At 65.2% G+C, this 13,716-nt stretch carries 12 protein-coding genes; 8 read left to right on the top strand and 4 right to left on the bottom strand.

The genetic code is table 11. The features are described 5' to 3' along the window. Positions 1 to 110 precede the first annotated feature (110 nt). From OLSU_RS08255 to OLSU_RS08240, 4 genes are all read left to right on the top strand, one after another. Positions 111 to 1,271 (top strand): FprA family A-type flavoprotein, encoded by a 1,161-nt coding sequence (locus tag OLSU_RS08255; RefSeq protein WP_013252498.1) that lies wholly within the window; start codon positions 111 to 113, stop codon positions 1,269 to 1,271. Between the two features lie 86 nt (positions 1,272 to 1,357). Then, positions 1,358 to 1,834: a MarR family winged helix-turn-helix transcriptional regulator gene (locus OLSU_RS08250; protein ID WP_013252497.1), complete on the top strand. Its 477-nt coding sequence runs from the start codon at positions 1,358 to 1,360 to the stop codon at positions 1,832 to 1,834. Then, positions 1,834 to 3,693 carry an ABC transporter ATP-binding protein gene (locus tag OLSU_RS09835; RefSeq protein ID WP_013252496.1) on the top strand — a complete coding sequence of 620 codons (1,860 nt, stop codon included), beginning with the start codon at positions 1,834 to 1,836 and terminating at the stop codon, positions 3,691 to 3,693. The genes OLSU_RS08250 and OLSU_RS09835 overlap by 1 nt, the downstream gene beginning before the upstream one ends. Then, positions 3,686 to 5,557: an ABC transporter ATP-binding protein gene (locus OLSU_RS08240; protein ID WP_013252495.1), complete on the top strand. Its 1,872-nt coding sequence runs from the start codon at positions 3,686 to 3,688 to the stop codon at positions 5,555 to 5,557. Before OLSU_RS09835 ends, OLSU_RS08240 begins: the two co-directional genes overlap by 8 nt. On the opposite strand, the gene OLSU_RS09940 is transcribed toward OLSU_RS08240, so the two are convergent. From OLSU_RS09940 to OLSU_RS08235, 3 genes are all read right to left on the bottom strand, one after another. Beyond that, positions 5,505 to 6,047: a LuxR C-terminal-related transcriptional regulator gene (locus OLSU_RS09940; RefSeq protein ID WP_407635728.1), complete on the bottom strand. Its 543-nt coding sequence runs from the start codon at positions 6,045 to 6,047 to the stop codon at positions 5,505 to 5,507. The genes OLSU_RS08240 and OLSU_RS09940 overlap by 53 nt on opposite strands. A gap of 342 nt (positions 6,048 to 6,389) precedes the next feature. After that, positions 6,390 to 6,737, bottom strand: a complete 348-nt coding sequence (locus tag OLSU_RS09935; protein ID WP_081439280.1) for a LuxR C-terminal-related transcriptional regulator — start codon at positions 6,735 to 6,737, stop codon at positions 6,390 to 6,392. A 307-nt stretch (positions 6,738 to 7,044) separates the two neighbouring features. Next, the gene (locus OLSU_RS08235) at positions 7,045 to 8,967 is read right to left on the bottom strand and encodes an elongator complex protein 3 (RefSeq protein ID WP_013252494.1); all 1,923 of its coding nucleotides are present in this window, start codon (positions 8,965 to 8,967) and stop codon (positions 7,045 to 7,047) included. Between the two features lie 108 nt (positions 8,968 to 9,075). Here OLSU_RS08235 and OLSU_RS08230 point away from each other — a divergent pair, with 108 nt between their 5' ends. Together OLSU_RS08230 and OLSU_RS08225 are read left to right on the top strand one after the other, a co-directional pair. Further along, positions 9,076 to 9,987: a class I SAM-dependent methyltransferase gene (locus OLSU_RS08230; RefSeq protein ID WP_049765179.1), complete on the top strand. Its 912-nt coding sequence runs from the start codon at positions 9,076 to 9,078 to the stop codon at positions 9,985 to 9,987. Between the two features lie 160 nt (positions 9,988 to 10,147). Further along, positions 10,148 to 10,906 (top strand): cupin domain-containing protein, encoded by a 759-nt coding sequence (locus tag OLSU_RS08225; RefSeq protein ID WP_013252492.1) that lies wholly within the window; start codon positions 10,148 to 10,150, stop codon positions 10,904 to 10,906. A 604-nt stretch (positions 10,907 to 11,510) separates the two neighbouring features. On the opposite strand, the gene OLSU_RS09180 is transcribed toward OLSU_RS08225, so the two are convergent. Next, positions 11,511 to 12,524: a spermidine synthase gene (locus tag OLSU_RS09180; protein ID WP_013252491.1), complete on the bottom strand. Its 1,014-nt coding sequence runs from the start codon at positions 12,522 to 12,524 to the stop codon at positions 11,511 to 11,513. A 144-nt stretch (positions 12,525 to 12,668) separates the two neighbouring features. Here OLSU_RS09180 and tatA point away from each other — a divergent pair, with 144 nt between their 5' ends. After that, complete coding sequence (tatA, locus tag OLSU_RS08215; RefSeq protein ID WP_013252490.1) at positions 12,669 to 12,992, top strand: twin-arginine translocase TatA/TatE family subunit; 324 nt, start codon at positions 12,669 to 12,671, stop codon at positions 12,990 to 12,992. A 62-nt stretch (positions 12,993 to 13,054) separates the two neighbouring features. After that, entirely contained in the window at positions 13,055 to 13,528 is a 474-nt protein-coding gene (gene greA, locus OLSU_RS08210; RefSeq protein WP_013252489.1) for a transcription elongation factor GreA, read from the top strand. The last annotated feature ends 188 nt before the right edge of the window (positions 13,529 to 13,716 follow it).

Below are 13,716 nucleotides of genomic sequence, written 5' to 3'. Positions count from 1 at the left end.
CGGCGCGGGGCTTGCGGCAACGTGGCCCCATCCGCTGCCTCCGGCGGCCTACGGACCCGGCGGCCTGAGGTTTCGCAGGCCGTCACTCCCAGCAGAAAGGTTCATCCAGCATGCAGATCGCAGAAGGCGTCTCCTACATCGGGGTCAACGACCACCAGATCGACTACTTCGAAAGCCAGTTTGCCGTCCCCAACGGCATGGCGTACAACTCCTACGTGGTCGCCAGCGACAAGATTGCCGTCATGGACAGCGTCGAGGCCAGCTTCGGCGACGAATGGCTCGCCAAGCTCGACGCCACCTTGGCTGGTCGCATGCCAGACTACCTCGTCGTTCACCACATGGAGCCCGACCATAGCGCCAACGTCGCCGTCTTCATGGACCGCTATCCCGCGGCCACGGTCGTTGCGAGCATTGGCGCGTTCAACATGATGAGGAGCTACTTCGGCACCGCCTACGAGGACCGTCGCATGGTGGTGAAGGAGGGCGATGTCCTCGACCTGGGAGGAAAGCACCTCTCGTTCATCGCGGCCCCCCTGGTCCACTGGCCCGAGGTCATGTTCAGCTATGACGAGGAGGACAGGCTGCTCTTCTCGGCAGACGCGTTCGGCAAGTTTGGTGCGCTCGACGTGGATGAGCCCTGGGACGACGAGGCGCGCCGCTACTACTTCGGCATCGTCGGCAAGTTTGGCGCGAACGTCCAGAAAGTCCTGGGCAAGGTGGCCCAGCTGGACGTCCAGGCCATCTGCTCGCTGCATGGCCCCGTGCTGTCGCAGGACCTGGGCCACTACCTCGACCTGTACCAGACCTGGTCGTCCTATGAGGCCGAGGCACCTGGCGTCACCATCGCCTACACCAGCGTATACGGTCACGTCAGGAAGGCCGTCGAGCTTCTCGCCCAGCGTCTGGGCGAGAGGGGGTGCCCCAGCGTGTCCGTCTACGACCTTGCGCGTGACGACGCCTCCCAGGCGCTTGCGGACGCCTTCCGTCGCAGCTGCCTGGTGCTCGCAACCACCACGTACAACGGCGGCATCTTCCCCGCCATGCATGACTTTGCCAGCCTGCTTGCGGACCATGCCTTCCAGGCTCGCACCGTGGGTCTCATGGAAGGCGGCTCGTGGATGCCGGCGGCCGCCAAGGGCCTGCGTGCGGCACTCGAGCCCTGCCGCGGCCTCTCGCTTGCCGAGAGCGTCGTGACGGTCAAAGGCTCGCTCGACGACGCTTCGCTCGCCCAGCTTGACGCCCTCGTCGACGAGCTGATGGCCAGCCTGTAGCTGGCTTCCCTTGACATATGTCCGAACTCGGACTATTATCACCCGCTGATCATCCGGGCTCGGACCACGTACAAGGGGAGGGGAGCGTGTCACCTGCGCCCAGCGAGCGGCTGCCCACAGCGCGCGACATCGACATCATCTACAAGGAGACCGACCGCCTCTACTACCGCTTCGCACATGGTTGCGGGCTGTCTGACAGCGCCTTCTGGCTGCTGGTCTCCGCCGCAGCCCGTGGTGGCCGCGTCACCCAGCACGAGGTGGCCGAGGACTACTCGTACTCGCGGCAGACGGTGAACTCCGCCACCAAGGCCCTCGAGGCGCGCGGGTTGGTGTCGCTTTCCTTCGAGGAGGGCAGCCGCCGCAGCAAGGTCATTGTGCTGACGCCCGCCGGCCAGGACTTCTGCCGCAAGAGCATAGATCCTGCCATCGAGGCGGAACGGCGCGCCTTCGACTCGCTCTCGCCTGCGGACCGGCGCGCGTTCGTCCGCATCGTCCGCGCCTACACCGATGCGATCGACGCCGAGCTCTCGGCGCTCGCACGTTCCGAGGGGGATGGGGCGTGATGCCCGCGCGGGACTCTCGCGCTGGGCGCGAATACAGCAAGCGTACGGCATTCGGCCTCCTCGCCAGCCTCATTGCGCCATACGGTGGTCGGACCCTCCTCACGGCCGCCATGCTGCTCTGTGACGTCGTGGGCATGCTCTACGTCCCCACGGAGCTCTCCGCGCTCATCAACGTCGCCATGGCGACGGGCGATGCGTCTCAGGTCGCACCTCATGCCCTGCGCATGCTGGCCGCCTCCGTCGTAGGTTCGGGCGGCTGCATCGTCTCGTACTACCTTGCGTCGCAGCTTGCCGCCGACATTGGTCGTGACCTGCGCATTGCCGTGTACGAGAAGTCGCTTGCGCTTTCGGGTGCGGATTTCGTCCGTTTTGGCACGGGCTCCATGATCACCCGCACCCTGTCAGACGCCAACGTGGTACAGCAGACGCTCCTGATGTGCTTCACGATGATGTTCCCCGTGCCCGTGATCTGCGTGGTCTCCGTGGTGTTGGCCTGGGGGATCGATCCCCTCATGGGCCAGGTGCTCGTCGCGCTCTCGCTCGTCCTTACGGTGATCTCGGCCGTGGCCGTCGCGCTGTCGGCGCCCATCTTCCTCAGGCTGCAGGAGTTCATCGATCGCATGAACGCCCGCCTGCGCGAGACCATCACCGGCGTCCGAGTGATCCGCGCCTTTGGCAAGGAGGCCCAGGAGCGCAGGCGGCTCGAAGACACCTTCGAGGACTATGCCAGGAACGCCATCAGGGTGAACATGATCTTCTCCATCGCCGACTGCTCCACGTTCTTCCTCATGAATATCGTGGAGGTGCTACTTATGTGGCTGGGGGCGGATCGCGTGGGAGTCCACGCCATGCAGATAGGCTCCATCTCGGCGCTGATCGAGTACGCCATGCTCCTGATGTTCTTCATGATGATGGCCCAGTTCGCTATGCTCCAGGTTCCGCGTGCGCTGGCCTGTCTCACGCGTGCCGCCGAAGTCCTCGGCACCCAGGTGGCCATCGCGGACCCCGAGGCCCCCGTCCGCCTGCCCCCTGCCGGGACCGCGACCGACGGCAGCCCCGTCAGCCCCGCGGCCACCGCCGGGTCGGCCCCCGATCCCGCGCACGACATCCCCGCCGGACCCGTCGTGCGCTTCGACCACGTGAGCCTCCGCTTTGCCGCCGCCGACGAAGACACCCTGCATGACCTCAACTTCGACCTGCGGCGCGGCGAGACCTGCGCCATCGTCGGCAACACCGGGTCGGGCAAGTCCACCGTCGCAAGGCTCTTGCTGCGCTTCCACGACGTGACGGACGGCACGCTTGCCTTCGGGGGGGTCGACCTGCGCGACCTCACCCAGGAAGACCTGCGCTCGCACATAGCCTACGTGCCCCAGAAGGCCTGGCTCTTCTCAGGGACCATCGCTTCCAACCTGCGCGACGGCGCTCCGGGCGCAACCGACGAGGGGCTTTGGCGCGCACTCGACGTGGCCCAGGCCACCTTCGTCCGCGAGCTGCCCGAGGGGCTGGGGACTCGCGTGGCGCAGGGGGGCTCGAACTTCTCGGGTGGCCAGCGCCAACGCCTGGCCATCGCTCGGGCCCTCGTGCGACGGGCGGACCTCTACGTGTTCGACGACTCGTTCTCCGCGCTTGACTACAAGACCGATGCGGCCCTGCGCCATGCGCTCGCAGGGGAGCTCGCAGATGCGGCCGTGCTGATAATCGCACAGCGCGTGAGCACCATCCGGGATGCGGCGCAGATCGTCGTCCTCAAGGAGGGGCGCATCGTTGGCCTGGGGGACCACGCCGAGCTGCTGGATGACTGTCCCACCTATCGGGACATCTACGAGTCCCAGGTGAAGGGGGGTGGCGCACGTGCGTAGCGACGAGGGGGCCGTCGAGCCGACCGAGGGGCCCGAGCCGACCGAGGGCCTCGGGCCCGTGGGGAGGCCAGTGGGGGACGGGGAATCCGAGGTCCCTGCGGACGCGCTGCGCACTGCGGTTCGCCTGTGGCGGGCGGCAACGGGTGAGCGCTGGCGTCTCGTCGTTGCGGCCGCGAGCGCCGTGCTCTATGTGGCCTGCAGCCTCGCGGCACCTGCATACAGCGCATACCTGCTCGACTTCCTGTGGGTCTGCATCCAGGAGTCGTTCGCCGCGGGGCGGGAGTTTTCGGTCGGCTGGGACAGTGGCGGCCTGCAGATCCTGGGCCTTCTGGGCGTCTGGACCGCGGCCTGGCTGTTCTACAGCATCCAGTCGCTGGTCATGTCGAGCTTCGCCGAACGTCTGAACTTGGACCTGCGCAAGCGCATAGGCGAGAAGGCCGGGCGCCTACCCCTCTCGTACTACGATGCCCATCAGCCGGGCGACACCATCAGTCGCGCCACGAACGACCTTGACAAGATCTCCGAGGTCCTGCAGCGCGGCTTGCTGCAGCTCATCATCAGCTTCGCCACGCTCGTCGGCGCCGTCATCATGATGGCGACCTTCGACCTTGTGCTGACGGGACTGTTCTGCACGTTCATGGCGCTCTCGTTCGCGCTGACCAAGGTCGCCGCCGGCAAGACGCTTGACGCCTATGGCCGCCGCCAGGCCATCTTGGGCGATCTGACGGGCAAGGTCGAGGAGGCCTACACGGGGCGTGCGATCATCAAGGCCTTCGGCCGTGAGGACGCGAGCCTGGACTCCATCAGCTCCGTGGCACGGGATCTGGCCCGCGCGAGTGCGTGGGCAGACTTCCTGACCAACGCCATCGCGCCCGCGATTCGGTTTCTGGTCCGACTTTCCCAGGTGTGCATCGCCTTGCTGGCCGGCGGCATGCTGATCGTGGGCCGCCTGAGCGTGGGACGCTTCCAGGCGTTCTTCCAGTACATCACGCAGGCGTCCGAGCCGCTCACGCAACTGTCGCTCACGGTCAACATGCTGCAGGGAGCCCTCGCTGCGGCTGAGCGCGTGTTTTCCCTGCTCGACGAGGACGAGGTGGAGCCCGATCCCCAGCTGCCCGTTGTGCTGGCGGGGCCCGTGCGTGGCCGTGTCGCGTTCGAGCACGTGCGCTTTGGCTACTCTCCGGACAAGCCGCTCATGCGTGACGTGAGCCTCGTGGCGGAGCCGGGGCAGAAGGTGGCCGTCGTCGGCGCCACGGGCGCAGGCAAGACGACCCTCATCAATCTGCTCATGCGCTTCTACGAGACCAATGGCGGGAGAATCACGCTCGACGGCGTGGACACGCGCGCCATGACCCGTGCCGACCTGCGTCGCGAGTTTGGCATGGTGCTGCAGGACGCCTGGCTGTTCGAGGGCACGATCGCCGAGAACATCGCTTATGGCAAGCCCGGGGCCACCCGTGAGGAGGTGGAGGCTGCCGCGCGTGCCGCGCGCGTCGACTTCTTTGTGCGCACGTTGCCACAAGGCTACGACACGATGCTCTCCGATGATGCGGAGGGCCTGAGCCAGGGCCAGCGCCAGCTGCTGACCATCGCCCGCGCCATGCTGACGGACCCCGCGATGCTCATCCTGGACGAGGCCACCTCGAGCGTCGACACGCGCACGGAGCAGTACATCACCCGCGCGATGGAGGCCATCATGGAGAACCGTACGAGCTTCGTGATCGCCCATCGCCTCTCGACGATCGTGGATGCCGACCTGATCCTGGTCATGGATCACGGCACCATCATCGAGCAGGGCACGCACGAGGAGCTTATGGCCCGGGGTGGCGCCTACGCGGAGCTCTACCAGAGCCAGTTTGCATAGGGGTCGGCGGAGCGCCCATGGCAGCGGATGGGCAAGCGCATGGGCGCATGCGCGAGGCAGGTTGCTCGTGTGGTGGGCCTCGCGTGTGCCGTGGGGGCGCGGCGGGCCCCGGGCGCGTCGTGGGGGCGCGGCGGGCCCCGCGTGCGGCGGGCCCCGGGCGCGTCGTGATTATCCGAAGTGTGCACCGGTACTCACTTCGGATAATTTTGGCAACTCCTGTACCTGCGGAGATCTCGGAGATATGCGTCTGATGGATGCGAAGTGTCCCTGGAAAGGCCGAAAAAGTACTCACTTCCGACAAGCGCTCACTTCGCTCACTTCCGACAAGAGTGACGAGCCCGCACTGAGAGTGCACGCCAGCCTTTCGGTAGACGCTCTTCCTGTACGTCGCCACTGTGCTGCGGGCCAAACAAAGCCCGTCGGCAATGGTGGCGACATTTTCTCCGGCGCAGAGCCTTTCCAATGGGATGGCGTCAGACTCTCGCGTCATGATGAGGCATATCAGCGGCACGGCAGAGAATAGCGCCAAAGCAACGGAGACGAAGGTGTGGGAGTCCGCAATAGCGGCCTCGACGGCCACTGTCCCTGTGCACAACGCTATCAGGAAGCCTGCTATGGAGAACATGATGGCGCTTGCCGCGAAGGGAAGGCGTCGGATACGGCTGACATGCCTTGGTGCGAGAACGTGGGCTGCGCCCAAACCCAAGACAAGAAAGACAAGCCATCCCCAGATGCCGAGGAAGGCTAACCCGCTCTCAGCCAATCCGAATACAACCAGTTGCGCGAGCAGTGAAAGCCATTCCGCGCCACCCCACATCCCTTTGCAGCCATGCTACGGCGTCGAGGGGCAGCGAGGAAAGGAGAAGGACGATGATTGAAATGGCAAGGAGGGCTTTACGGGCAAGGGGCCGTCTGCTACTGAGGTTTCTCTCGGCACTCGTTTGCCCACCTGCTGCGACATGCTCGTCTTCCTGAATGGCTGTCTTTGCAAGCGCAATCGCGCCGCTGGCACTTCTGACCCGAGCCTCTTATAGATTCTTGATCGGTATGTGCCGATGGTTCCCATCGAAAGGCCAAGGGATTTGCCCGTTCCCCTCACAGCGGATCCATCCAGCATCTCCCTCAATACCAGCTTTTCTCGATCGGATAGCCCATGACGCTGAGCCAGGGTGCCGGTCATTCCTCCAGCCGCAGTGACGCTCCCGTGGCGAAAAGCGTCGAGCCCAACGCGAGTGCAGGACCGGCCGGTATCGCGAACATGCCCACACTGGTGGATGCGATCGTGCCAGCAAACATGCCCATGCTGGACAACTGCACGAATGATGGCGCAGTGAGAGAGGGGCCTGCAACCATCAGGCCAACGGACGTGCGACGCCTCGCGAGTCGCCCCTGCAGGGAGAAGCGGCAGACTCCTATCGGCGTCCCCGCCGCGAGTCCGATCAGTGAGCTGATCGTAGACCGGTATCCACCGAGCGCCTCTCGACGCCCTATAGACCCCTGCGCTGGTACAGCCCCACGTCCGTAAACCCCAGACGCCGGTAGTACGCGCGCGTGCCCACGGAGCTGATGACGTTGACGTGTGTGTACCCCGCGCTGCGGGCGATGCCGCAGGCGCGTTCCACGAGCGCGCGGCCCAACCCCTGGTGCTGGGCCGCAGCATCCGCCTTTCCCAGGCGGGCGGCCTGGCCGTATACGTGGACCTCGCGGATCATGGCCTCGCCGGGCTCGACTGGCAGCTCGCTGGCCCGCACTTCGGCCTGCACGTCGGCACCCCCATCAACATCGGCCTCGTCCCTCTCGACCGACGTTGCGCCGCCTGCCGCTGCGGTCGCGTCGCTCGCAGCAAGCTCCCTCCAATGTGGCAGCGACAGCCGACAAAAGCCCGCGATGCGCCCCTCGGGCGTGACCCACTGCAGGAAGTGCTCGTCCGTGACGGCGGTCTGGTACGTGACGTCGTCCAGGGCCAGGGAGCCCAGGTCGACGGCGTCCAGCGAGATCTCCCTGAAGCGAACCTCGCGTACGCCCTTCGCCGTCCCGTCGCGCCGGATCTGACCCTCGACCATCTGGCGCAGGTTGGTGTGCTTGTTGCCCACCAGTATGTCTCCCGCGCTGATGTCGCGGATCATGCGCGAGATGCGGACGTACGGTGGCGTGGCCAGCACATCGCTCGCGAGCACGTCGACAAGCTCCTCTCGGTCGTAGGGGCGCCATGCGCCCCGCTCGAAGAGACGGACCAGCCTCGTGCCTGCGACCAGCGCGCAGGGATAGAGCTTGATCTCGTCGGGAAGGAAGCCGGGGTCGCTCACGAAGGTGCGGAAGTCCTCCTTGTCGGACTCCGGTGTGGAGCCCAGCAGGTTCACCATCAGGTGGGCGTGTATCTTGAAGCCAAAGAGGCGAATGAGCGAGAAGGACCGCCTGACCTGTTCGATGCTTGTCCGGCGTCCGTTGGCGTCCAGGGTCTCCTGGCGGGTGGACTGGATGCCCATCTGGATCTTGGTGCAGCCCAACTGCCGAAACAGCGTGAGTGATGCAGGCGTTATCAGGTCCGGGCGCGTCTCTATCGCCAGGCCCACGACGCGGTGGGAAGCGCACTCGTTGCGCAGCTGCTCCGTCGCAAGCCCGTCCAGGGTCGCGCCCATGCGCTTGGCCGCAGCCCGGTGGGGGCGGCTTTCCCGGTAGAGGTCGCGCAGCGCGTCGTTGTAGCTCTTCTCGCCCCGGTCGACCAGGGCCTGCTGAGGTGCGACGAAGGCTGCCAGCCGTGTGGCGTCGTTCGTGAGCCCCAGCTCTCGGTAGCTGCCGTAACGTCGGCGTAGCGCCTCGTCCGCAATGGGCCAGTCGTTGAGCGCACGGAACAGCTCGCGCACGAACCAGATCTGGTAGGCGCGCGGGTAGTCGCTCCAAGTGCCACCCAGGATGATGAGCTCGACCTTGTCGACGGAGTGGCCCATCTGCGAGAGGGCGCGCAGGCGTGAGGCCACCTGCAGGTAGGGGTCGAAGAAGTTGTGCTCCGCACGCTGGCAGGCAGGCTCCCCTGCCAGGTAGCTCTTGGGCATGCGCAGGTCGCAGGGACAGTACAGGCAGTCGCTGGAGCAGGCCTGCGGCCTGGTGATGACCGTGATGGTGGCCACGCCCGAGGCCGTGCGGCGCGGCTTCATGCGAATGGTGCGCACCAGGCGCTCCTCCAGCGTGGCGTCGACGTTCCAGCTGGTCCAGCGTATGGGGTCCCGCTGCTTTGTTCGCTGGTAGAAGGGCAGGATGAAGCGCTTGGAGAGGCGCCTGTCACCTTCGCGCGCGCCACGGTTGTGCCGGCGCCAGATGGCGTCCAGCTCCAGCGGGGCCAAGGCATCGCCCGCCCGCTCCGGTGGCAGCGAGCGCAGGTGATCGAGTATGTCCAGCAGGAAGTCTTCCATGCGGCCTCTCCGTACGGGACTCTCCGTGGGGCGCAATTATAGGTGATGCCCCCTCACGTCTGGTCCCGCCGCCGTGTCGACGGTTCATACTGTTGGCATCGTAGCGCCATGGGTGCCGTCAGCGTCAACCACATGTGCGCTGCCGACACCGACTGCGCGCTGCCGAGCACCTGGAGGGGAGGGGGGCGCGGCTCTACCACGAAGCGCCGAGGCTACATGAACACTGACGTCGCACGTCGCATGAACAGCCTGAACGCGGAGTTCTACCGAGCCCAGGCCAGCTCGTTCTGCCAGACGCGCCAGGCACCATGGCCGGGGTGGGGGAGGGTGGTCTCCCTTGCCGGCATTGCCGTGACCGCAACGCCATCGACGCTCTCCGTCTTGGACGTGGCCTGCGGGAACCTGCGTTTTGGCACCTACCTTGCATCTAGGATGGCATCGTCGCCCGTACCGGCACGGGTCGCCTATTGCGCGGTCGACAGTTGTCCGTCGCTTGTCCGCCGCTGCGCCCCTCCGCTTCCCTGGAAGGTTGACTTCACCCAAATCGATCTGGTGGAACGACTCCTCAATGGTGTCCCGCTGGCGTTCCCTGCACCCGCGTCTGCCCCCGCGGATCTGACGGTCTGCTTTGGGTTCATGCACCATGTGCCCACCTGGGCGGCACGGGTTGCCCTCCTTCGGGCGTTGCTCGGCGCGACGCGTCCCGGGGGAACCTGTGCCGTTTCGCTCTGGCAGTTCATGAACAGCCCCAGGCTTGCGCGGCGTGCGCGCGAAACTACCGTCGAGGCCCTCGGGTCGCTGGGCTTGGCCCCCAGCGATCTCGACGCCGATGACTATCTGGTGGGATGGCAGGGGCTTCCCGACGTCTGGCGCTACTGCCACAGCTTCGATGCGGACGGGATAACGGCTCTCGTGGACGCCGTGTCGGACCTCTCGACCGTCCGGGAGCGCTTCTCGTCCGATGGCCGTACGGGCAATCTCAACACCTATCTAGTCTTCCGCCGTCACGCGGCATGTTGATTTGGGATTCTTTCCCCGGAGTTCGTTTCTGTTGCTATTCCAACGGAAATCATCCGTACGCTGAACTACCTTGAGATTCCCAGGCTTTTGCGACCGTCGCTTTTGGACGGCTGCCCCTGCGAATGGGACGGGTGAGCGACACTACAGAAAGGGGCATGCCATGAAGCTGCCAGCTGGAAAGGTCTTCTCGATTAGTGACGACATGCCGCCGGTTTCTGGGTGCACCACGTCTCAGACGATTCACCATGCGAACGGCCTGTCCATCACCAACTTCTCTCTTGCCGCCCACACGGACATCAGCGCAGAGTGCTACGACTACCACAAGCTGTTCGTTGTCGAATGGGGTGACATGGAGGTCTACCAGGGTTCAGCTGACCCTACGGGTCTCGCCGATCCCGCTGGCTTTGCTGGTCAGGATGGTTCCACAGACTTCGCTGGCCCCAACGACCCCGCCCGGCATCACGTCAGGGGCCCTGCACGCGCCCTAGCCGTTGCCTCTGGTGAGGCCGTTGTGTCTCTCCCCGATGTCACGCTGGGGGTCCGTACGGATGCGGGTTGCGTGTACACGGAAGTCACCCTCAAGAAGGAGGCCGCCATGAACGACACGCTCAAATCAGGGGAGGTCGTCAAGTTGGCGGACCTCTTGCCCTACCAGGACGGCAGGGTCGTGAACATGGACTTGGCCCGCAACGACGGGATGAAGCTCTCCCTCATGAGCTTTGGCGCGGGCACCGGCCTGGACGAGCACTCCGCTCCCGGCGAGGCACTGGTCTTCGCGCTCGATGGCGAGGGGGTCATCGGCTACGAGGGCCAGGAGCACGTCATCCATGCGGGTGAGAACTTCAAGTTCGACAAGGGCGGGCGCCACTTCGTCCGCGCGGACAGGCCCTTCAAGATGGCCCTGCTCCTCACGCTCTGAGCTGCGCCCGCTGGTAGCGCGCGTTGCGACGGGGCGTTGCGTGTCGTGATGGGGTTGACCTGCGGGAGGCGGTGGAGCTTATCCACAGTACATCGAGACGTGCCGCAACGTTCGCCGTACGCGCCCGACGCTGGGGCACGTGCCGCTGTGTGGACATGAGTAGGAACATGCATGAGGGTCAACCGGAATCGTCCGATTCCGGTTGACCACTCTATTGACCACTCTATCCAATCCGGACCTCGACGGACCAACTTTTTGCCCGAAGCCCCTCCCAACCGTAACAAAAAATGGCGCTGTGGCGCAGAATCCGTGCCACGGCGCCACAATTTGTCACGGTTTGGCCACGTGGCCCGCCACAGCGCCGTTATCTGCAGCGCGCCCTGGGCCCGGGGGCCTCCTTGACCTTGGCGACGATCGCCTCGCCGGTCGCGTTGGCGAAGTGGCATCCCTGGGAGCGCGCGTCTGCGGATGCGCCTGTGCCGCAACGGCGCCTGGGGGTGCCCCTCCCCGGCGGCACGCGTCCTGTGTCCGCGCGCGTCTGCGTGGCAGCTTACCGTGCCTTCGTGCGTTCAGTCCCAGTCGATCCCATCCGAGAGGGACGCGCCTACTGAACTGCGTAGCACTTCTGGATGGAAAGGCGCAGCTGGCTGGCAATCAGGACGTTGTCTCCCTCGCGCTCGGGCTCTTCGGGGCGCTCTGGAATGAGGTAGACGTGCGCGAAGGTACCCTTGCATGCCGCAAGGCTCTCCTCAAGCGGCCTGGCCCTCTTTCCCTCGAGTGCGGAGATCACGTTTGCCAGGTAGATGCCGTGCTCGCTGAGATGTTCTCGCACGCTGCGTGCGCCCTCGCTGGTCTTGAGGGGTCCCAGTGGCTTCCTGCCGCCAAATGCGTCGTTTACGATGAGGTCGAAGTGGCAGCCACATCCACGCAGATATGCCCACCCGTCATCGCAGACGAGTCGTAGGCGGCCCGGCGAGGTGTCGCTCGGCGTTGCGTGGGCGTCGCCTGGCGTTGCGCCAAAGTCGCGGATCAGGTCGTCCAGGAAGAAGCGCCTGCGCGCGATGTCCGAGATCACGGGATCTATCTCCACCACCGTGACCCGTGCCTGGGGACAGTGGGCCACGAGCCACTTGGGGAACGAGTAGCCGCCACCCCCTATGACCAGGGCATCTCCTGACCAAGGCCGTTCTTGTCCCAGGTTCTGCCCTGCGTTGTCGGACCCTGCGTTGTCGGACCCAGCGTCGTGCGCCACGTCGCATCCCGTGCCGTCGCGTCCCGTGGTACTGCGTTCCGGGACTCCGCGTCCAGCGGCCCTCTCTGCGACACTCCCCGGGTTTGCCGCGATGGAGAGGATCTCCGCGAAGTAGCGGTGATAGACGCAGGCCAACTCGTAGCGCAGCCCCTCGTCTACGTAGCCTACCGATTGGAACTTGCCCCCCACGTTGAGCAGGCGCACGGGCACCCCGTCATCATCCGTCGAGTCAAAGACCATGATTGGCCCAAACTTGGAGCGAAGACGTAGGTAGACGCCTCGCCTGCGCAGGATGACGAGCGCTGCGACGAAGATGGCGTCTGCGACGAGGGCGAACACGAGTAGGTATGTAAGGATGACGGGCATGGGGGAGATACATTCCTAGCGGGGAAATGTCCCCATCGGGGCCAGTAGAGATTGTGAGCGGGGCTCTCGCTCGGCTATACTAGCCGTTGCGCCTTCGCGTGCGCTGGCGCGCTGGTCTTGCATAGAACTCATTTGGAGGCATTTATGATAGCTGGACTCGGTCCCTTCGAGATCATCATCATCCTAGTCATCATCCTGGTCATCTTTGGGCCCAAGAACCTTCCCAAGCTCGGCAGCGCTCTGGGCAAGACCGTCAAGAACGTGCGCGAGGGCATGGACGGCGAGGAGACCGCTTCCAAGGCCGACGAGGTCGAGGATGACGCCGAGGATGCTGAGGATGTCGAGGAAGTTGCTGGCGACTCCGACGAGGATGCTCCGGGGGATGGCGCCTTCTGCCCCAAGTGCGGCAGCAAGAACGCCTCCGATGCCGCGTTCTGCTCCAAGTGTGGCAACAAGCTCGGCGAGTAGACGACCCCACCGGATCTCATCGGGTCCTGCAAGATTCCACCGCCGCTAGAAGAAAGCGAATCATGGCAAACAAGGAAATCATCCTCACCCCCGAAGGTCGCCAGAAGCTCGTCGACGAGCTTGCCTACCGCGAGGGCGAGAGGCGCGACGAGATCGTCGAGCGCATCAAGGAGGCCCGCGGCTTCGGCGACCTCTCCGAGAACGCCGAGTATGATGCGGCCAAGGAGGAGCAATCCCAGAACGAGTCTCGCGTGAACGAGATCCGCCAGATCCTTGTGGCGGCCAAGGTCGTCGAGCGAGGTGAGGGCGAGCTCTCCGTCTCCATCGGCACCACGGTCGAGCTCGAGGATGCCAAGGGCAAGAAGACCTCCTTCACCATCGTGGGGACCACCGAGACCAACTCCCTCGAGCACCGCATCTCGAACGAGTCGCCAGCCGGTGCCGTCCTGATCGGTCACGTCGTGGGCGACGAGGTCTCCTTCACCACGCCAAACGGCAAGCTCCGCACGTACACGGTCGTCAACATCACGCGCTAGCCCACCGGATTGCCCCGCAGCCAGGAGCGGCCCCGATTCAATCGGGGCCGCCTTTTTTACAGGAGAAGCAAAGTTTACAGGAGAAGCAAAGGCTGCCCATGGTGACTGCGAGGTCGTGGGGACCGTCACGCCCGGAGGTGCGAGTTGGACGCCCCGCCGGAGAGGACCCGGGTTCGTGAGGACGGCAA

The sequence above is a fragment of the Olsenella uli DSM 7084 genome (assembly GCF_000143845.1).
GTDB classification, from domain to species: domain Bacteria; phylum Actinomycetota; class Coriobacteriia; order Coriobacteriales; family Atopobiaceae; genus Olsenella; species Olsenella uli.
Note: the sequence above shows the minus strand (reverse complement) of the source record. Positions and strands in the feature narration are given on the sequence as shown.

What these genes read in the sequence shown, in the direction of transcription:
- OLSU_RS08255 (WP_013252498.1), top strand. Translation starts at nt 111, where the DNA reads ATGCAGATCGCAGAAGGCGTCTCCTACATCGGGGTCAACGACCACCAG.
- OLSU_RS09835 (WP_013252496.1), top strand. Translation starts at nt 1,834, where the DNA reads ATGCCCGCGCGGGACTCTCGCGCTGGGCGCGAATACAGCAAGCGTACG.
- OLSU_RS09940 (WP_407635728.1), bottom strand. Translation starts at nt 6,047, where the DNA reads ATGACGCGAGAGTCTGACGCCATCCCATTGGAAAGGCTCTGCGCCGGA.
- OLSU_RS09935 (WP_081439280.1), bottom strand. Translation starts at nt 6,737, where the DNA reads ATGACCGGCACCCTGGCTCAGCGTCATGGGCTATCCGATCGAGAAAAG.
- OLSU_RS08235 (WP_013252494.1), bottom strand. Translation starts at nt 8,967, where the DNA reads ATGGAAGACTTCCTGCTGGACATACTCGATCACCTGCGCTCGCTGCCA.
- OLSU_RS08230 (WP_049765179.1), top strand. Translation starts at nt 9,076, where the DNA reads ATGGGTGCCGTCAGCGTCAACCACATGTGCGCTGCCGACACCGACTGC.
- OLSU_RS08225 (WP_013252492.1), top strand. Translation starts at nt 10,148, where the DNA reads ATGAAGCTGCCAGCTGGAAAGGTCTTCTCGATTAGTGACGACATGCCG.
- OLSU_RS09180 (WP_013252491.1), bottom strand. Translation starts at nt 12,524, where the DNA reads ATGCCCGTCATCCTTACATACCTACTCGTGTTCGCCCTCGTCGCAGAC.
- tatA (WP_013252490.1), top strand. Translation starts at nt 12,669, where the DNA reads ATGATAGCTGGACTCGGTCCCTTCGAGATCATCATCATCCTAGTCATC.
- greA (WP_013252489.1), top strand. Translation starts at nt 13,055, where the DNA reads ATGGCAAACAAGGAAATCATCCTCACCCCCGAAGGTCGCCAGAAGCTC.